This window comes from Geodermatophilus sp. CPCC 205761 (assembly GCF_051383655.1).
Taxonomy (GTDB): Bacteria; Actinomycetota; Actinomycetes; order Mycobacteriales; family Geodermatophilaceae; genus Geodermatophilus.
On record NZ_JALPKQ010000019.1, the window covers coordinates 71380 to 90310 of the forward strand.

17 protein-coding genes and 1 pseudogene are annotated in these 18931 nt (G+C 75.9%); 16 read left to right on the top strand and 2 right to left on the bottom strand.

Annotated elements, in window-relative coordinates; genetic code table 11:
* Positions 1 to 196 precede the first annotated feature (196 nt).
* Together MY526_RS13700 and MY526_RS13705 are read left to right on the top strand one after the other, a co-directional pair.
* On the top strand, positions 197 to 520 hold the full coding sequence (locus MY526_RS13700) for a WhiB family transcriptional regulator (protein WP_436692676.1): 324 nt from the start codon (positions 197 to 199) through the stop codon (positions 518 to 520).
* Positions 521 to 1189: 669 nt separating this feature from the next.
* A complete protein-coding gene (locus MY526_RS13705; RefSeq protein ID WP_436704095.1) occupies positions 1190 to 1504 on the top strand; it encodes a GNAT family N-acetyltransferase in 315 nt (104 codons plus the stop codon).
* Here the strand turns inward: MY526_RS13705 and MY526_RS13710 are convergent.
* Complete coding sequence (locus MY526_RS13710) at positions 1479 to 2504, bottom strand: hypothetical protein (protein WP_436692678.1); 1026 nt, start codon at positions 2502 to 2504, stop codon at positions 1479 to 1481. The genes MY526_RS13705 and MY526_RS13710 overlap by 26 nt on opposite strands.
* A 102-nt stretch (positions 2505 to 2606) precedes the next feature.
* On the opposite strand from MY526_RS13710, the gene MY526_RS13715 reads away from it, so the two are divergent.
* Entirely contained in the window at positions 2607 to 3503 is an 897-nt protein-coding gene (locus MY526_RS13715; RefSeq protein WP_436692679.1) for a phosphotransferase, read from the top strand.
* Positions 3504 to 3584: 81 nt separating this feature from the next.
* On the opposite strand, the gene MY526_RS13720 is transcribed toward MY526_RS13715, so the two are convergent.
* A complete protein-coding gene (locus tag MY526_RS13720) occupies positions 3585 to 4040 on the bottom strand; it encodes a metallopeptidase family protein (RefSeq protein WP_436692680.1) in 456 nt (151 codons plus the stop codon).
* A gap of 146 nt (positions 4041 to 4186) precedes the next feature.
* Between MY526_RS13720 and MY526_RS13725 the strand changes: the two genes are divergently transcribed.
* The 13 genes and pseudogenes from MY526_RS13725 to MY526_RS13785 form a co-directional block, all read left to right on the top strand.
* Positions 4187 to 4588 (top strand): DUF3499 domain-containing protein, encoded by a 402-nt coding sequence (locus MY526_RS13725; RefSeq protein WP_436692681.1) that lies wholly within the window; start codon positions 4187 to 4189, stop codon positions 4586 to 4588.
* Positions 4589 to 4765: 177 nt separating this feature from the next.
* Positions 4766 to 6127, top strand: a complete 1362-nt coding sequence (locus tag MY526_RS13730; RefSeq protein WP_436692682.1) for a phosphomannomutase/phosphoglucomutase — start codon at positions 4766 to 4768, stop codon at positions 6125 to 6127.
* Complete coding sequence (locus MY526_RS13735; protein WP_436692683.1) at positions 6124 to 6342, top strand: Trm112 family protein; 219 nt, start codon at positions 6124 to 6126, stop codon at positions 6340 to 6342. Before MY526_RS13730 ends, MY526_RS13735 begins: the two co-directional genes overlap by 4 nt.
* A gap of 34 nt (positions 6343 to 6376) precedes the next feature.
* Positions 6377 to 7522, top strand: a complete 1146-nt coding sequence (locus MY526_RS13740) for an SIS domain-containing protein (protein WP_436692684.1) — start codon at positions 6377 to 6379, stop codon at positions 7520 to 7522.
* On the top strand, positions 7519 to 8550 hold the full coding sequence (locus MY526_RS13745) for a cation diffusion facilitator family transporter (RefSeq protein WP_436692685.1): 1032 nt from the start codon (positions 7519 to 7521) through the stop codon (positions 8548 to 8550). The genes MY526_RS13740 and MY526_RS13745 overlap by 4 nt, the downstream gene beginning before the upstream one ends.
* A 46-nt stretch (positions 8551 to 8596) precedes the next feature.
* Entirely contained in the window at positions 8597 to 10333 is a 1737-nt protein-coding gene (locus MY526_RS13750) for a glycerol-3-phosphate dehydrogenase/oxidase (protein WP_436692686.1), read from the top strand.
* 88 nt (positions 10334 to 10421) lie between these two features.
* On the top strand, positions 10422 to 11597 hold the full coding sequence (gene manA, locus MY526_RS13755) for a mannose-6-phosphate isomerase, class I (protein WP_436692687.1): 1176 nt from the start codon (positions 10422 to 10424) through the stop codon (positions 11595 to 11597).
* 77 nt (positions 11598 to 11674) lie between these two features.
* The gene (locus MY526_RS13760) at positions 11675 to 12529 is read left to right on the top strand and encodes a GmrSD restriction endonuclease domain-containing protein (RefSeq protein ID WP_436704096.1); all 855 of its coding nucleotides are present in this window, start codon (positions 11675 to 11677) and stop codon (positions 12527 to 12529) included.
* Between the two features lie 145 nt (positions 12530 to 12674).
* Positions 12675 to 14159 carry an adenosylhomocysteinase gene (ahcY, locus tag MY526_RS13765; protein ID WP_436692689.1) on the top strand — a complete coding sequence of 495 codons (1485 nt, stop codon included), beginning with the start codon at positions 12675 to 12677 and terminating at the stop codon, positions 14157 to 14159.
* 92 nt (positions 14160 to 14251) lie between these two features.
* On the top strand, positions 14252 to 14968 hold the full coding sequence (mtrA, locus tag MY526_RS13770) for an MtrAB system response regulator MtrA (RefSeq protein ID WP_436692690.1): 717 nt from the start codon (positions 14252 to 14254) through the stop codon (positions 14966 to 14968).
* Positions 14969 to 14984: 16 nt separating this feature from the next.
* Entirely contained in the window at positions 14985 to 16730 is a 1746-nt protein-coding gene (gene mtrB, locus MY526_RS13775; protein WP_436704097.1) for an MtrAB system histidine kinase MtrB, read from the top strand.
* Positions 16727 to 18454 (top strand): LpqB family beta-propeller domain-containing protein, encoded by a 1728-nt coding sequence (locus tag MY526_RS13780; protein WP_436692692.1) that lies wholly within the window; start codon positions 16727 to 16729, stop codon positions 18452 to 18454. Before mtrB ends, MY526_RS13780 begins: the two co-directional genes overlap by 4 nt.
* Before the next feature lie 64 nt (positions 18455 to 18518).
* Positions 18519 to 18931: pseudogene (locus tag MY526_RS13785) on the top strand (ComF family protein); the annotation flags it as partial.

Here is an 18931-nt window from a genome sequence, read left to right on the forward strand (position 1 = left end):
GTGTCGAGGGGTGCCACGAGATCTGACGAACAGGGTGTGACGGATGGGGCTGGTGTGGCGAGCCGCTTACACCGAGCGAAGTTGACGCCTCGGCAACGACACGCGTGTAATTCCCGCGGTGTCAGCGAGTGCCGAGCGGCCCGGGAACGTCCCGTGGAACGCACATCGGGACGACAGCGAGAGGGGACGCATCGTCATGGGAGAGGTCTCGTTCTTGAGCGACTACGTGGGTGGCGCCGAGCGGAGCACGGAGCGGGGCCCCGTCTTCAGTGGCCTGTGGACCGCCGGTCTGGAGGCCGACGCGCAGTCGTGGCAGGAGCGGGCGCTGTGCGCCGAGACCGACCCCGAGGCGTTCTTCCCCGAGAAGGGCGGCTCCACCCGCGAGGCCAAGAAGATCTGCACGGGCTGCGAGGTCAAGGCCGAGTGCCTGGAGTACGCGCTGGCCAACGACGAGCGCTTCGGCATCTGGGGCGGGCTCTCCGAGCGTGAGCGCCGCCGGCTGCGCCGCCGCGCGGTCTGAGGGACCCGTCCTCCCGCGCGACGCTCGACAGGCCCGGTCACGAGTCCTTCCGTGACACCGGCTCCGGGCTCCACCACAGCCCCCGACGGATCCCCGTCGGGGGCTGTGGTGGCATTCGGGACATGTCGACCGGGGACGACGGGGTGCGGGTGGTGGCCGGCCGCGCCGAGGTGGTCCGGGAGCTGCGCGCCGCGGGCCCGCTGCTCGCCGCGGTCCGCGCCCCGGTCCCGGCCCGGCCGCCCTGGCTGACCGCCGCGCTCAACGTCGACGCCGCCGGCCGGTGGCCGCGCCCCCGCCCGGTCGCGGTCGTCGTCGACCGGGGCGTCACCGGGCCGGCCGGGCTGGCCGCCCTCGCCCTGCGCGGCGCGGGCCCCCGGGTGACGGTCGCCCTGCTCGGCGACGGCCTGCCGGTCCCGCCGGGTACCCCGCCGGCCCGGCTGCCGGTGCGCGACGACGCGGCCGCCGCCCGCCTGGCGGCCGGCGTCCTGGAGCTGCTCGACTCGCTGCGGCGGCCGTGGACGCTGCGGCTCACCGGCCTGCCCATGGGGGACCCCACGCTGCGCGCGCTGGGCCGGCTGCGGCCCGAGGCCGCCTTCGCCAACGCCCGCAGCGCCCGCCTGGTCGACGTGCTCGACGCGGCCGGCGAGGTGGTCCGCAGCACGGCGGCCCGTGATCTCGAACGGTGGCTGCCCGGGCTGCTGGCCCGGGCTGCTGGCCCGGGAACCGGACCCGCGGGGGCGGGCCTTCCTCCGGGCCGCGGCCCGGCTGCACGCGGCGATCGGTCAGCTGGAGCTGGCCGTGGTGGCCGACGGCGACCGGCTGCGGGCGGGGCTGCTCACGCTCGCCGACGACGCCGGCCGGCACCCCTGGTGGGGCTGGTCCGACGCCGGTGGACTGGGCCGTGAGATGGGTGCCCCGGTGGTGACGCTGACGCTGCGCGGGGGGCCGGGGGAGCGGCTCAGCCGGCGTACCGGATCGCGTTGAGTGCGTCGTCGTCGAGGGTCCCGACCCGGTCGGTGCCCAGGAACAGCGTCCCCTCGGCGGTCGCCCGCCCCTCGCGGACCCGTGCGGCGGGCGCGGCGGTCACCGTCAGCTCGTAGACCCGGCCGGTGTAGGTCGGTGCGGTGCCGATCGGCCGGACGTAGGTGGGGAAGCGGCCGGTGAGCCGCAGCTCCTCGCCGTCCCGCGTCACGGCGAGGGCCGGTGCGGGGAGGTCGGCGTGCTCGGTGGTCGAGCGGGCGCACCCGGCGTCCTCGGGGTCGGCGGGAGCCTGGTCGGTCATGCAGTTCCACGTCGGCAGCCGGACGTGCGCCAGCGCCGACGACCCGTCGCCGGTCGTGCTGACGCTCACGGACGGATAGGCGACGGTGACTCCGACGGCGTGTCGCTCGACGACGATCCCGCCGAAGGCGAGGCGCGCGGAGGCGCCGTCCGGATCCAGGGGCACCGACCAGCTGGCCAGCACCCCGGCGCCGCCCTCGCCGGGCAGGGGGTCGGCCGGGACGCCGGGCAGCTCCGGTGGTGGCGGGGTCGTCGGCACCGCGGCGCCGGGAGGACCGGCGGGGGAGGACGCCGGGGCGCTCGTCCCCGGGGCGTCGGCGTCCGTGCCGTCCGCGTCGTCCCCGCCGGCCGCGACCACGGCCAGCGCGCCGACGAGCAGCAGCGCCGTGGCGGCCATCGCCGCCACGACCCGGCCGGCGCCCGGGTCCGGGGTCCCGGGGACCGGCGCCTCCTCGGCAGGCGCGGGCTCGACCGGCGGGGGCGGGGAGGGGGCCCGGGTGCCCGGCGGTGCGTCGAGGAAGCCGGGCAGGTCGTCGTCCGTCCACCGGGGAGCCGGTGGCCGCGGCGCCGGCGGGGGGAGCTCGTCGGCGGCCTCGGAGCGGCCCCGGCCGTGTGCCAGCCACACCCCGGCCAGGCCGGCCAGCGCCAGCAGCGCCAGGCCCAGCACGATCCAGGGCACGGCGGCCGGCGCGGAGGAGTCCATCGCCGGGAAGCATCCCAGCCGTCCGGGCGCGCCCCCGGCAGGTGCGCGGATGGCGTCGGCGATCCCCTGCGACGGTCCCGGTGGGCTGGGACCATTCCCGCGATGAGCACCAGCGGCGGGGCGACGGCGGCAGAGGGCGCGGTGCGGGAGCGGGTGAGCGCGCTGCTCACCGAACTGGGGGTGGAGCAGCCGCTGACGGGGGTCACCGACCTCAGCGCGACCCTGGGCGTGGTGGAGGGGGTCCTGGCCGACCGGGTGGTCGACCTCGCGGTCACCGAGAGCGGCAGGCGCCGGCTGCGCGCCGAGCTGCGCGGGCGGCGGTGGGCGGAGGAGCGGCAGATCGGCGTCCCGGACGTGCTGGCCGCCGCCGACGACGGCCGGTGGCTGCTGTCCCGGCGCATCCACCCGCTCCCACCCGGCGGGCCGCGGTGGACCGAGGCGGCCGTCGACGCCGCCGTGCGCATCGCCCCGCTGCCCGCGCCCCCGGGCAGCCCGTGGCAGCCGCCGGTCCGGCCGGCGCTGCGCCGGGCCCGGGCGTCGGTGGGCGACACCGGCCGGCTGCTGCGCGGCGGGGTGCGGATCGGTGAGCTGCGGGCGGTCCGGGCCGCGGCCGCCCAGCTGCCGCTGTCGGAGGTGACCCACGGCGACCTCCGGGCCGCCAACGCCGTCCTCGACGACGGCGGCCGGCTGGTGGTCCTGGAGTGGACGGGGGTCCGGCCCGGCCCCCGGCACCGCGACCTGCTGACCCTCTGGGCGACGACCGCCGACGAGGAGGACCGCGCCCAGATCGCCCGCGTGGTGCTGGACCGCACCGCCGGCTGGGAGGAGCCCGACGTGGGTCTGCTGTGGCACGCGGTCGCCCTCGAGCAGCTGGTCGAGCGGCTCACCCGGCCCGGCCGCGGCGACGGCCTGGACCTCGCGTTCGGCCGGGCGCGGCTGGCCGACGCCCGGGGCATCGCCGCCGAGCTGGGCAGCCCGGTCGCCGTCCCGGAACGCTGAGAGGGCTGTCGAGGAAAAGGAAGCTCTTCCCGCGTCAGCGGGCCCCAGACGTGGGCATGGCTTCCTTTTCCTCGCGGGGCCCTAACCGGTGGGGTCGATCTCCTCCGGGTCCCGGCCCAGCAGCACCGCCACCTGGTCGACGACGACGTCGCGCACCAGGTCGGCGAGGTCGTCGCGGTCGTGCGCGCGCAGCTCCAGCGGCCGCCGGTAGACGATGATCCGCGGCGGCACCTCGCGGCCGCCCTCCCGGTGGGCGGGCAGGACCCGGGCCAGCGGCACGCTGCCGTCGTCGAGCACGTCGGCGTCGAGCACCACCTCGTCGGGGCTGGTGTGCTCGACCCAGGGCACGTCCTCCACGGCGAACTCGACGCCGGCCAGCTCCTTCTCCCAGCGGCGCTCGAGGTCCTCCACCGCGTCGAGGACGAGGTCGTCGAACTGCTCGCCGCGACTGCGCGCCAGCGGCAGCCCCTCGGGGACCAGCCGTCCGCGCAGGCCACGACCGTGCCGGTCACGGCGGGAACGGGCGGGTCGGGTCATGGTGGGTGCGAGCGTACGGCCGGGGACGCGGCGGCCGCCGGTCCTGGTGCGACGGTCCCCGGGGCGACCGCCCGGCGGTGCCCGCGGGACCGTCGTGGAGGATGGGGCGGCTGCTGTCGCGGGGACCGAGAAACCCGGTGTGCCTGATGCCATGGACCGGGGTACGCGTCTACTGTGCGTTGCGTGAGGAACCGGTGGTGAGGCAGTCACGTCGCTGCTCGCGCAGCGGCTGCGCGCAACCAGCGGCAGCGACCTTGACCTACGTGTACGCGGAGTCGACCGCTGTCGTCGGCCCGTTGGCGACGTTCTCGGAGCCGCACAGCTACGACCTCTGCGAGTTCCACGCCGAGCGGCTGACCGTGCCGCGCGGCTGGGAGGTCGTCCGGCACGAGATCGACCTCGAGGACTCCGGCCCGACCGGCGACGACCTGCTCGCCCTGGCCGACGCCGTCCGCGAGGCGGCCCGGCCCGAGCCCCCGCGCCCGCCGGCCGACGACGGCAGCGGCACGCGCCGCGGTCACCTACGGGTCCTGCCCGACATCCCCTGAACACCGACCCCGTCCTCCCTCACCGCTCGCACGCTCGCGGCGAGCCTCTGGACGGGGCCACCCGGTCGGGGGTGGCCGGCACCGCGTCGCTGTGCCGGAGGTGCGGGCCCGCCGTTAGGGTCGGCGGCGCGTCGGTGACCGGTGGGGTCACCGACGGGAGCACCCGAAGGTGAGCGCGTGTCGGATCTCTCGTCGATCATCAAGGCCTACGACGTCCGCGGTGTCGTCCCCGACCAGTGGGACGAGGACGTCGCCCGGCGGATCGGTGCCGCGTTCGCGGAGTTCGTCCACCAGGAGAGCGGCGCGACCGCCGTCGTGACCGCGCACGACATGCGCGACTCCTCCGTGCCGCTGTCCCGGGCCTTCGCCGAGGGCGTCCTGTCCCGCGGCGTCGACGTCGTGGAGGCGGGGCTCGGCTCGACCGACCTGCTCTACTTCGCCTCCGGCTCGCTGGACGTCCCCGGGGCGATGTTCACCGCCAGCCACAACCCGGCGCAGTACAACGGCATCAAGCTGTGCCGGGCCGGCGCCGCCCCCGTGGGGCAGGACTCCGGCCTGGCCACCATCCGCGAGTGGGCGGAGCGGGACGGCTACGACCGCGAGCCCGAGCGGGTCGCCTCCATCGCGCAGCGCGACCTGCTCTCGGCCTACGCCGCCCACCTGCGCTCGCTGGTCGACCTGTCCGGCATCCGGCCGCTGCGCGTGGTCGTCGACGCGGGCAACGGGATGGGCGGGCACACCGTCCCGGTCGTCCTCGACGGCCTGCCGCTGGAGATCGTGCCGATGTACTTCGAGCTCGACGGCTCCTTCCCCAACCACGAGGCCAACCCCCTGGACCCGGCGAACCTGGTCGACCTGCAGGAGGCGATGCGCCGCGAGCGCGCGGACATCGGCCTGGCCTTCGACGGGGACGCCGACCGGGTGTTCGTCGTCGACGAGAACGGCGACCCGGTCAGCCCCTCGGCGATCACCGCGCTGGTCGCCGTCCGGGAGCTGGCCAAGGGCCGGGGGACGACGATCATCCACAACCTGATCACCTCGCGCGCGGTGCCGGAGATCGTCCGGGAGCACGGCGGGGAGCCGGTGCGGACCCGCGTCGGGCACTCGTTCATCAAGGCCGAGATGGCCCGCACCGACGCCGTCTTCGGCGGGGAGCACTCCGCGCACTACTACTTCCGCGACTTCTGGCGGGCCGACACCGGCATGCTCGCCGCCATGCACGTGCTCGCCGCGCTCGGCGAGCAGGGCCGGCCGCTGTCCGAGCTGACCGCCGCCTACAGCCGCTACGCCGCGTCGGGGGAGATCAACTCGACCGTGGAGGACGCGCCGGGGCGGGCGAAGGCGGTCCGTGAGGTCTTCGAGGGCGAGGGCGGCACCGTCGACGAGCTCGACGGCCTCACCGTGCAGCTGCCCGACGGGTCGTGGTTCAACCTGCGGGCCAGCAACACCGAGCCCCTGCTGCGGCTCAACGTCGAGGCCCCGGACGGCGACCGCATGGCCGCGCTCCGGGACCGTGTGCTGGAGGTGGTGCGCGCATGACCGGGACCCCCGGCGCCCCGGCCGCCGGTCCGCTCGGCCTGGACCCGGCGCTGTTGGCGATCCTCGCCTGCCCCGACACCCACCACAGCCCGCTGACGGTCGACGAGGAGGCCGGCGAGCTGCTGTGCACTACCTGCGACCGGGCCTTCCCGGTGCGCGACGGCATCCCGGTCCTGCTGCTCGACGAGGCCCGGCACCGCGGTGCCGGCGGGTGACCGGTACGGACGCGACCACCAGGGAGTCGACGCGATGACCTCACCAGAGCTGGCCGAGGAGGTCCTCGACGACCTCGAGCTGCTGCGGGCCCGCGATCCCCGGGGCCTGCTGCCGGCCGTCGCCGGCGCCGGTGCGCAGGTCCGGGAGACCTCCCGGCTCACCGAGGAGGCCGGCCTCGAGCGGGTCACCGCCGGCGGCCGGCCGCGGGGGCTGGTCATCGTCGGCCGGCGCGAGGGGGCGGTGGCCGCGTCGGTGCTGCGGGCGCTGCTCGGGCCGGCCAGCCCGGTGACGGTGGACGTCGTCCCGGGGCCGGACCTCCCGGTGTGGACCGGCCCGAGCGACATCGCCGTGGTCGCCACCCGGACCGGCGCCGGCCGGTACGCGGTGACGCCGGCCTACGAGGCGGCCCGCCGCGGCGTGACGCTGGTGGGCATCGGTGCGGAGGACGCCCCGCTGCGCGCGGCCTGCTCGACCGCCCGCGCGCCCTACGTCCCCCTGCCCCGCTCGCGGGTGCGGCACACCACGCTGTGGTCGCTGCTCACGCCCCTGCTCCAGCTGGCCGTCGGCCTGGAGCTGGTCTCCGAGGCCACCGCCGACCTCGAGGCGGTCGCCGCGGCTCTCGACGAGGTCGCCACCGAGTGCGGTCCGGCGCAGGAGTCCTTCGTCAACCCGGCCAAGACACTGGCCCTCGAGCTGCTGGACGCGCTGCCGGTGATCGCCGCCGAGGGGCCGCTGGCCGGCACCGCCGCCACCCGGATCGCCGACCAGCTCGCCACCCTGGCCGGGCTGCCGGCGACGACCTTCCGGATGCCGGACCAGCGGGTCGCCGCCTGCGCGGTGCTGCGCGGGCCGCTGACCCTGGGGGGCGGCGCCGACGACTTCTTCCGGGACCGGGCTGAGGGCGGCGACCGGCGGTTGCGCCTGCTCACCGTGCGCGACCTCGACGCCGGCGACCTCGACGACGCGGGGGAGCGGGAGCCCCGGTCGGCGCGGGAGGGCCTGACCGATGCGCTGCACACCGCGACGGCGTCCAACGTCCCCGTGAGTGGACTGGCCGAGCACGGGGAACCGGAGCGGTACGGCCGGCTGCCCCGGCTGGCCCGTCAACTGGCCGTGGCCGACTTCGCCGCCGTGTACCTGGCCCTGGCACTGGACGCCGAGAGGGTCGCCCGCCCATGAGCACCGACACGAGCAGGTCCAGCCCGCCCGGTGGGCACGAGACGGCGCACGACGACGCTGGCGGAGGCCACGGGGGCGGCCACGGCGGCACCAAGGCGATCATCGCCGCGCTGGCGGCCAACCTCGGCATCGCGGCCGCGAAGTTCATCGCCTGGATCGTCACCGGCGCCTCCTCCATGCTGGCCGAGGCGATCCACTCGGTCGCCGACTCCGGCAACCAGGTGCTGCTCCTGGTGGGCGGCAAGCGGGCGCAGCGTGCGGCCACGCCGCAGCACCCGTTCGGGTTCGGCCGCGACCGCTACATCTACGCGTTCATCGTCGCGATCGTGCTGTTCAGCGTCGGTGGGCTGTTCGCCATCTACGAGGGCGTGCACAAGCTCCAGCACCCCGAGGAGCTGACCTCCCCCGCGTGGGCCATCGGCGTCCTCGTGGTGGCCATCGGCCTGGAGAGCTTCTCCCTGCGGACGGCGGTCAAGGAGACCTCCGCGGTCAAGCCGCCGCAGCAGAGCTACTGGCAGTTCATCCGCACCGCCCGCTCGCCGGAGCTCCCGGTGGTGCTCCTCGAGGACACCGGCGCCCTCGCCGGCCTGGTGCTGGCGCTGCTCGGGGTCGGGCTGGCCGCCGTCACCGGCAACGGCGTCTTCGACGGCATCGGCACCGTGGCCATCGGCGTCCTGCTGGTGGGGATCGCGGTGGTCCTGGCGATCGAGACCAAGAGCCTCCTGCTCGGCGAGTCGGCGACCCCCGAGCACCAGCAGCGGATCGTCGCCGCCCTGGAGTCGCAGGGGGCGGGGATCTCGGTCATCCACATGCGGACGCTGCACCTGGGCCCGGAGGAGCTGCTCGTGGCCGCCAAGATCGCGGTGCGGGACTGCGAGACGGGGGAGACGATCGCGCGCTCCATCGACGAGGCCGAGGAGCGGATCCGCGCCGCCGTGCCGATCGCCCGGGTCATCTACCTGGAGCCGGACCTGCGCCGGCCGGGGACGACGGCCGGGTCGGGGGCGTCGGCCGTACCGCGAGCGTGAGCCGGCTGTCGTCCCGGCCGGGCGCCGGCCGGAGCACAGTGGGGGCATGAGCCGCACGCACCTCGGCCCGGCCCGCCGTCGCGCCGACCGGGCGCGGCTGGCCGACGAGGTGGTCGACGTGCTGGTCGTCGGCGGGGGAGTGACCGGTGCCGGCACGGCCCTGGACGCCGCAAGCCGGGGCCTGTCGGTCGCCCTCCTCGAGGCCCGCGACTGGGCCTCCGGCACCTCCAGCCGCTCCAGCCGGCTGATCCACGGCGGGCTGCGCTACCTCGAGCAGCTGGCCTTCCCGCTGGTCCGGGAGGCGCTGCACGAGCGCTCCCGGCTGGTGAACACCATCGCCCCGCACCTGGTCCGCCCGCTGCCGTTCCTGCTGCCGCTGACCGCGCCCGGCTGGCAGCGCGCCTACTACGGCGCGGGGGTGGCGCTCTACGACGTCCTCGGTGCCGCCCTCGACGCCGACCGCGGGGTGCCCGCCCACCGGCACCTGTCCCGGCGGGCCACGCTCGCGGCCTTCCCGGCGCTGCGCCCCGACGCGGTCGTCGGCGCGATCCGCTACTGGGACGCCCAGGTCGACGACGCCCGGCACACCCTCGCCGTCGTCCGGACGGCGGCCGGCTACGGGGCGCGGGTGCTCTCCAGCGCCCGGGTGACCGGGCTGCTCCGCGACGGCGACGGCGACCGGGCCCCGGTCGTCGGCGTGCGCGTGGCCGACCTCACCGACGGCTCCTCGTTCTCGGTGCGGGCCCGCAGCGTGGTGGCGGCCACCGGCGTCTGGAGCGACGACGTCGGCGCGATGCTGGGCGGGTCGGCGCCCAGCCTGCGGGTCCGCGCGTCCAAGGGCGTGCACCTCGTCGTGCCGCGGGAGGCGATCGACGTCGGCGACGTCGCCGCGCGGCCGGGGCTGATCCTGCGGACGGCCACCAGCGTGCTGTTCGTCATCCCGTGGGGCGACCAGTGGATCGTGGGCACCACCGACACCCCGTGGAAGCTCGACCGCGACCACCCCGCGGCCAGCAGCGCCGACATCGGCTACCTGCTCGACCAGGCCAACCGGGTGCTCGCCCGGCCGCTGACGGCCGACCAGGTCGTCGGCGTCTACGCGGGGCTGCGGCCGCTGCTCGAGGGGGAGGCCGACCAGACCAGCCGGCTGTCCCGGGAGCACGCCGTCGTCGCGCCGGTGCCCGGCCTGGTCCTGGTGGCCGGGGGCAAGTACACGACCTACCGGGTCATGGCGGCCGACGCCGTCGACGCGGCCACCGCCGCGCTGCCGGGCGTGCCGCCCTCGCGCACCGCGCACCTGCCCCTGGTCGGGGCGCACCGCTGGCAGGCCGTGCGCGGCACCGCCCCGGAGCTGGCCGCGGCCACCGGGCTGCCGGAGGACGCCGTCGAGCGGCTGCTGCACCGGCACGGGGACCGCGTCGGCGACGTGCTCGACCTCGTCCGCGCCGACCCCGACCTGGGCCGGCCGCTGCCCGGGGCGCCGGCGCACCTGGCCGCCGAGGTGGTGCACGCCGTCACCGTCGAGGGGGCGCTGCACGTCGACGACGTCCTGACCCGCCGGACGCGGGTGTCGATCACCACGCCGCACCGCGGCACCGAGTCGGCCCGGGCGGTCGCCGAGCTGATGGCCGGACCGCTGAGGTGGGACGCGGAGCGGGTCGACCGGGAGGTGGCCCACTACCAGGCGCGGGTGGAGGCGGAGCGGGAGTCGCAGCGGATGCCCGACGACCGCACCGCCGACGCCGCCCGGCTGGGCGCCCCGGACGTGCGCGCGGCGGTGTGAGCGCGGATGACCCTTTCGGGGGATGGAGCCCGCAGCGGTGACGTCCGTAATAACTGGTGTGCTCTCCCCTTCAGTAGCCTCGTCCGTGATGTGGCAGCTCACCAGTGCAGTCCGGTTCTACCCGTGGGGCAGCCGGACGGTCATCCCCGAGCTGCTGGGGCAGCCCAGCCCGGCTGACCGCCCGCACGCGGAGCTGTGGATGGGAGCGCACCCCGACGAGCCCAGCCTCCTCACCGACGGCCGCTCGCTGGACAAGGCGATCGCCGAGGAGCCCGAGCGGCTGCTCGGCTCGCCGGTGGTCGAGCGCTTCGGCGCCCGGCTGCCGTTCCTCCTGAAGGTGCTGGCCGCCGACGCGCCGCTGTCCCTGCAGGCGCACCCCACCATGGCCCAGGCCGCCGCCGGCTACGCGGCCGAGGAGGCGGCCGGCGTCCCCCAGGACGACCCGACGCGGACCTTCAAGGACCCGTGGCACAAGCCCGAGCTGCTGGTGGCGCTGACCACCTTCGAGGCGCTGTGCGGTTTCCGGCCGGTGGAGGAGTCGCTGCACTGCCTGGCCAAGCTGCAGGTGCCCGAGCTCAAGCCGACGATCGCCGCGCTCGCCCGCCGGGGCCTGCGGGCGGCCATCCCGCAGCTGCTCGCCCTCTCCGGCCGGCGTCGCACCGCGCTGGTGGAGGCGGTCGCCGAGGCCGCGGCCGGCTTCGTGGCCGCGCACGACCCGGAGTTCATCAACACCTACCGCTGGGCAGCGACGCTCGCCGAGGCCTACCCCGGCGACGCCGGCGTCGTGATCTCGCTGCTGTGCAACCACCTCAAGCTGGCACCCGGGGAGGCGGTGTTCCTGCCCGCCGGAAACCTGCACGCCTACCTCAGCGGGGCCGGCGTCGAGGTCATGGCCAGCTCGGACAACGTGCTGCGCGGCGGCCTGACCGGCAAGCACGTCGACCTCGCCGCGCTCATCGAGGTGCTCGACTTCAGCGACGGCCGCGTCCCGGTGCTCCACCCGGTGCTCGGCCCCGGCGGGCTGCGCTACCCCGTGCCGGTCGAGGACTTCGACCTCACCCGGGTCGCCCTGGACAGCCAGTCGGGCACGCTCACCACGCGCGGGCCCCAGGTCCTGCTGTGCACCGAGGGCCGGGCGGTCCTCGTGGCCGCCGACGGCGAGCTGGTGCTGGAGAAGGGCCAGTCGGCGTTCGTGCCGGCGGGGGAGCCGGTCAGCGCGCGCGGCCCGGCAGTCCTGTACCGGACCACCACCAACCTGGGCTGAGCGACCGGGCGCCACCCCGGCCGGACCGGGCGTGGCGCCACCGGAGGGCCGCGATCGCGGCCTAACGTCGGGGGGTCGTGACCTCCCGCCCCCGCTCCGCCCTGCGCCGGCTCGCCGCCGGTGTGGTCGCGCTCGCCCTGGCCGGGAGCGTCACGGGCTGCGAGCCGTTCCTCGACACCGGCAGCGACGCCGGCCCGGTCCCCGTCTCCGGTGCGCAGGCGGGCTCCGCCCTGGCCGCGCTGGAGGAGCTGGCGGTCAAGGGACGCGCGCCCCGCACCGGCTACGACCGGGACCGCTTCGGCGCCGGCTGGGTGGACACCGACCGGAACGGGTGCGACACCCGCAACGACGTCCTGGCGCGGGACCTGACCGGCGAGACGTTCCGGCCGGGCACCCGGAACTGCGTCGTCCTCAGCGGCACCCTCGCCGACCCGTACTCCGGGCGCACCATCGAGTTCCGCCGCGGCGAGGGCACCAGCGAGCAGGTGCAGATCGACCACGTCGTGGCCCTGTCGGACGCCTGGCAGAAGGGCGCCCAGGGCTGGGACGCGGCCCGCCGCACCGAGTTCGCCAACGACCCGCTCAACCTGCTCGCCGTCGACGGGCCGCTCAACCAGCAGAAGTCCGACGGCGACGCGGCCACCTGGCTGCCGCCGAGCCGGGGGTACCGCTGCGCCTACGTGGCCCGGCAGGTGGCGGTGAAGGCCACCTACGGGCTCTGGGTCACCCAGGGCGAGCACGACGCGATCGCCGACGTCCTCGCCGGGTGCCCCGGCGAGCCGCTCCCCGAGGCGCCGGTTGCGGCGCCGGCGGCGGTGTCCTACGCCGGCTGCGCCGCGGTCCGGGCGGCCGGGGCCGCGCCGCTCCGGCGCGGCGAGCCGGGCTGGCAGGACGCCTTCGACGGTGACGGCGACGGCCTGGCCTGCGAGTAGCCGGGGCACGGCGGGGACGACGTACCCTGGACGACGGCACGAGCCCCGCCGAAGCCTCGGCATGCTCGCTCGCCCGGGGCGCACCGGGACCACAGCGACCGACCGATGCCCGCCCACCCGGGGCCGGGCCGATCACTGGAGCGACATGACCGCCAGCACTGGCACCCCTGTCCTGACCGACGGCGACTTCAAGGTCGCCGACCTCTCCCTCGCCGGCTTCGGCCGCAAGGAGATCCGCCTCGCCGAGCACGAGATGCCCGGGCTGATGGCGCTGCGCGCCGAGTACGGCGACGCCCAGCCGCTGGCCGGCGCCCGGATCGCCGGCTCCCTGCACATGACCGTCCAGACCGCCGTCCTGATCGAGACGCTGACCGCGCTCGGCGCCGACGTCCGCTGGGTGAGCTGCAACATCTTCTCCACCCAGGACCACGCCGCCGCGGCGATCGTCGTCGGCGACGGCACCCCGGAGCAGCCCTCCGGCGTCCCGGTGTTCGCCTGGAAGGGCGAGACGCTGGAGGACTACTGGTGGTGCACCCAGCGGCTGTTCGAGTTCCGCGACGGGAACGGCGACGTCGTCGGCCCGAACATGCTGCTCGACGACGGCGGTGACGCCACGCTGCTGGTGCACCTGGGCACCCGCTTCGAGGCCGAGGGCGCCGTCCCCGACACCACCGACGCCGACTCCGAGGAGTACGGCGTCATCCTCGACGTCCTGCGCGGCACCCTCGCCACCGACGGGCAGTACTGGACCGGCATCGGCCAGGGCATCCGCGGCGTGACCGAGGAGACCACCACCGGCGTCATGCGGCTCTACGAGCTCGCCCGCGACGGCCGGCTGCTGTTCCCGGCGATCAACGTCAACGACTCGGTGACCAAGAGCAAGTTCGACAACCTCTACGGCTGCCGGCACTCGCTCATCGACGGGATCAACCGGGCCACCGACGTGATGATCGGCGGCAAGGTGGCCGTGGTCTGCGGCTACGGCGACGTCGGCAAGGGCTGCGCGGAGTCGCTGCGCGGCCAGGGCGCCCGGGTGATCGTCACCGAGATCGACCCGATCTGCGCGCTGCAGGCGGCGATGCACGGCTACGAGGTGACCACGCTGGAGGCGGTCATCGGCAAGGCCGACATCATCATCACCGCGACCGGCAACAAGGACATCATCACCGCCGACCTGCTGTCGCAGACCAAGCACCAGGCGATCGTGGGCAACATCGGCCACTTCGACAACGAGATCGACATCGCCGGTCTGGCCCGCACCCCGGGCATCGAGCGGACCACGATCAAGCCGCAGGTCGACGAGTGGCGGTTCGCCGACGGCCACACGATCATCGTGCTCTCCGAGGGCCGGCTGCTGAACCTCGGCAACGCCACCGGGCACCCCAGCTTCGTGATGAGCGCGTCGTTCTCCAACCAGGTGCTCGCCCAGATCGAGCTGTGGAACAACCGGGCCGCCTACGAGGGGCAGACCCCGGGCGTCACCGTGCTGCCGAAGAAGCTCGACGAGCACGTGGCCCGGCTGCACCTGGACGCGCTCGGCGTGCAGCTCACCGAGCTGACCAAGGTGCAGGCCGACTACATCGGGGTGGCCGTGGAGGGCCCGTTCAAGTCGGACCACTACCGCTACTGAGCGACGCGCACCGCTTTCGGGTGACACACGGAGGGCACCCGTCCGGCGCATCGCCGGGCGGGTGCCCTCCTTTTCGCACGCAGCAGCGCAGAATGGGCGTCGTGCCACCCACCGCTGCCCAGAACGGCTCCAGCCGCGGCCGTGTCCTCGTCGTCGACGACGACGCCGCCCTCGCCGAGATGCTCGGCATCGTGCTCCGGCGCGAGGGCTACGAGCCGGCCTTCGTGTCCGACGGCAACCGCGCGGTGGGCGTGTTCCAGCAGACCCGCCCCGACATCGTGCTGCTCGACCTCATGCTGCCCGGTCGCAACGGGCTGCAGATCTGCCAGGACATCCGCACCCAGTCGACGGTGCCGATCGTCATGCTCACCGCCAAGGGCGACACGATCGACGTCGTCCAGGGCCTGGAGGCCGGCGCCGACGACTACGTGACCAAGCCGTTCAAGCCGGTCGAGCTGGTCGCCCGGGTCCGCGCTCAGCTGCGCCGCGGGGAGACCGGCCAGGCGGAGAACCTCAGCATCGGTGACGTGCAGATCGACGTCCCGGCGCACCAGGTCACGCGGGACGGCGTCCCGATCGCGCTGACCCCGCTGGAGTTCGACCTGCTGGTCGCGCTGGCCCGCAAGCCGCGCCAGGTGTTCACCCGCGAGCTGCTGCTCGAGCAGGTGTGGGGCTACCGGCACGCCGCCGACACCCGGCTGGTGAACGTCCACGTGCAGCGGCTCCGCGCCAAGATCGAGCGGGACCCGGAGCGGCCGGAGATCGTGCTCACCGTGCGCGGGGTCGGCTACAAGGCGGGCCCGCCGTGATGGGCCGCCCGCGGCCGTGAGCACCACCCGGCCGGCGCCGGCCGATCCGGCCCAGGCGCCGCCTGGCGAGCCGTCGTCCTCCGCGGGGACGGTGGGCCCACCCCCGGCCGCGCCCCACCCCGGGCTCCCGGGGGAGCTGCGGCGGCTGCGCCGTGGGCTGCGGCGCCGGACCATCCGCGCCCGCCGGCTGTCGCGCCGGCTGGGCCGGCAGGCGCTGCACGCATGGCGGTCGTCGCTGCACGTGCGCATCGGCGCGATCACGATGGTCGTCGCCGGCACGGTCGTGGTCATCGTGAGCATGGTGCTGTTCAGCCAGATCCGGGACCAGCTGCTGTCGGTGAAGCGGCAGGCCGCCGTCGACCAGGCCCAGGCCGGCGTGCTGTACGCGCAGAACGAGGTGGCCGGCATCGCCACGGGGGACGCCCCGAGCGTCCGGTCGACGCTGGACCGCACCGTCAAGAGCCTCATGGACCGCCGCGGCGAGGCCGGTGACTTCGACGTCGTCATGGTCTACCGCAGCGGCGACACCGACCGCCCCGCGCCGAGCCGCCGGTACGTGTACCCGGCCATCCCCGCCGAGCTGCGCGCCGACGTCGCCTCCGGCGGCCAGTTCTCGCAGTACGCGATGGTCCCCGACGCCGCCGGCGAGCCCCGCCCGACGCTGCTGATCGGCGCGCCCGTGCCCACCGACGCCGCGGCCACGGAGCGGATCGAGCTGTACTACGCGTTCCCCCTCGTCCAGGAGGAGGAGAGCCTGTCGCTGATCCGCAGCACCGTCGTCATCAGCGGCATCGCCCTCACCCTGTTCGTCGTCGGCATCGGGGTGCTGGTCACCCGGCTGGTCGTCGACCCGGTCCGCCGGGCGGCCGGCACCGCGCAGCGGCTGGCCGAGGGGCAGCTCGAGGAGCGGATGACGGTGCGCGGCGAGGACGACCTCGCCCGGCTGGCCACCAGCTTCAACGCGATGGCCGACAGCCTGCAACGGCAGATCACCCAGCTGGAGGGGCTCTCCCAGCTCCAGCAGCGGTTCACCTCCGACGTGTCGCACGAGCTGCGCACGCCGCTGACCACCGTGCAGATGGCCGCGGAGATCCTCTACGAGTCCCGCGCCGACTTCCCGGCGCACGTGGCGCGCTCGGCGGAGCTGCTGCAGACCGAGCTCGACCGGTTCGAGGTGCTGCTCACCGACCTGCTGGAGATCAGCCGCTACGACGCCGGGGCCGCCGTCCTCGAGTGGGAGCCCACCGACCTCGGCGCCCTCGTGGGCCGGGTGGCCGCCGGGATGTCCGCGCTGGCCGAGCGGCACGGCTGCGAGCTGAGCGTGAGCGGTCCCGACGAGGAGGTCATCGCCGAGGTCGACGCCCGCCGGGTGGAGCGGATCCTGCGCAACCTGGTCGGGAACGCGATCGAGCACGGAGCCGGCCGGCCCGTGGAGATCACCTGGGCGGCCAACCGGACGGCGGCCGCGGTGACCGTGCGCGACCACGGCGTGGGGCTCAGCTCCGCCGAGGCCCAGCACGTGTTCGACCGGTTCTGGCGGGCCGACCCGTCCCGGGTGCGGACGGTCGGCGGCAGCGGCCTGGGCCTGTCGATCAGCCTCGAGGACGCCCGGCTGCACGGCGGGTGGCTGCAGGTGTGGGGCCAGCCCGGCGCGGGCGCCCAGTTCCGGCTGACCGTGCCGCTGACCGCGGGGACGGACCTGACCAGCTCCCCGCTGCCGCTGCGGCCGGCGGTCGGCCGCCGCGCCGGGGTCCAGCGGTGAGGCGCCGCCGCGGGACGGCGGCGGGCCTGCTCGCCGGCCTGCTGACGCTGGCGACGGCGTGCTCGACGGTCCCGACCAGTTCGGCGACGATGCAGATCACCCAGGCGCCGACCCGCTCGGACGCCCCGGTCGGCATCGAGCCGCTGTCCCCGGTGGCGGAGGCCACGCCCGACGAGATCGTGCGCGGCTTCCTCGACGCCGCGGCCAGCACCGTGCGCGGACACCCGGTGGCCCGCGAGCACCTGACGCCGGACGCCACGCGGACGTGGTCGGACGAGTCGGGCATCACCGTCCTCGGCCCGGACTACGCCACGGTGACCACCGACGCCGGCACGGTGGCGGTGACCGCGGAGCTGGTGGGCACGATCGACCAGCGGGGCGTGTTCACCGTGTCCGGCCAGGGCGTCTACGCCCGCGACTTCACCCTCCAGGAGGTCGAGGGGGAGTGGCGGATCACCAACCCGCCGGACGGGCTGACCATCCTCGAGCCGGACTTCGAGCGGCTCTACCAGCGCCGCGACCTCTACTTCCTCGACCCCACGGGGCGGCGGGTGGTGCCCGACCCGCGGTACCTGATCAGCGGCGAGGCGCAGCCGACCGTGCTGGTGGAGCGGATGCTCGACGGGCCGTCGGCCCAGCTGCAGGCCGGCGTCCGGAACTCCCTCGCCGGCGCGGCGCTGCGCCGGGCCGTGTCGGTCTCCGCCCAGACGGTGACCGTCGACCTCACCGGGCTGGCCGAGGCGCCGGAGTCGCAGCTCAGCGAGCTGTCCGCGCAGCTGGTGTGGACCCTCGAGCAGCTGCCCGCCCGGACGGTGGAGATCCTGGTGGACGGCGAGCCGTTGCCCCTCGACGGCGTCCCCCAGCGGCAGTCGGTCGACACGTGGACGAGGTTCGACCCCGACACCGTGCCGGTGGGCGCGGTCGGCCACTACGTCGACGCCGGCGCGCTGCGGATGGTGCCGGCCGACCCGGCGCCGGGGCCGGCCGGGGCCGGCGCCTACGGCCTCACCGGCGCCGCGATCGCCACCGACGAGCGCACCGGCGAGCCCACCCAGATGGTGGGGACGACCGACCGCGACGGCCCGGCCGTCCTGCTGTCCGGTCCGTACGGCGGCGACCTCGTCCCGGTGCTGTCCGGGAGCAGCCTCACCGCACCCACGGTCGCCGCGACCCGGGAGGAGTTCTGGGTGGTGCGCGACGGCGGCGCGGTGGTCCGGGTGCCGGCCGGTGGCACCCCGCAGCCGGTCACCGTCCCCACGCTGGCCGGCCTGGGGCGCGCCACGGTGCTGCAGCTGTCGCCGGACGGCGTCCGGGCCGCCGTCGTGGTGGAGAACGGGCAGCGGGAGAGCCTCCTCGTCGGGACGGTGGTGCGCTCCGAGGACGGCCCGGTGGCGCTGCGCGACCTGCGGGACGTGGCGCCGTCGCTGTCCCAGGTCGCCGACGTGGCGTGGCGGACGGCGGGCAGCCTGCTGCTGCTGGCCGGGGACGCGGAGGAGGGCCGGATCGAGCCCTACGTGGTGGGCGTGGACGGCTGGGGCCTGGACTCCGTGCCGACCGCCGGGCTGCCCAGCCAGCCGACCAGTGTCGCGGCGGCCCCCGGACAGCCGCCGCTGGTGAGCGCGGGGGGCACGATCTGGCAGTGGCAGCTGGCCGGCGGCACCTGGGTCACGCTGGTCCGCGGCGCCCAGCCGCTGCCGGGGACCGAGCCGGTCTACCCGCTCTGACGCCGTCGTCCACAGATCCGCGGCGGGCCTGGGCGCCCGGTGCCCCGGGGACGAGGCTGGCCGGGTGGACGGCGGGGTGCTCGACGCGCTGGCCGACCTGCTCCTGCCGCGCACCTGCGCCGGCTGCGAGCTGCCCGGTGCGCTGCTGTGCCGCCGCTGCGCGGGGCTGCTGACGCTGCCGCACCTGGCCCAGCCGCGGCGCTTCCCGCCCGGCTTCCCGCCGACGGTGGCGGCCGGCGCCTACGCGGGACCGGTCCGCCCGACCGTGAACGCCTTCAAGGAACGCGGCCGCGCGGAGCTGGCGCGGCCGCTGGGCGCCGCGCTGGCCCTGGCGGTCGCGGGAGTGCTCGCCGGGCTGGCCCGCGCTCCCGGGCCGGTGCGGCTGGTGCCGGTGCCCAGCGGCCGGGCGGCGCTGCGGGCGCGCGGCCGCGACCACGTCCGGGAGCTGACCGGCCGGGCGGTGGCCGAGCTGCGGGC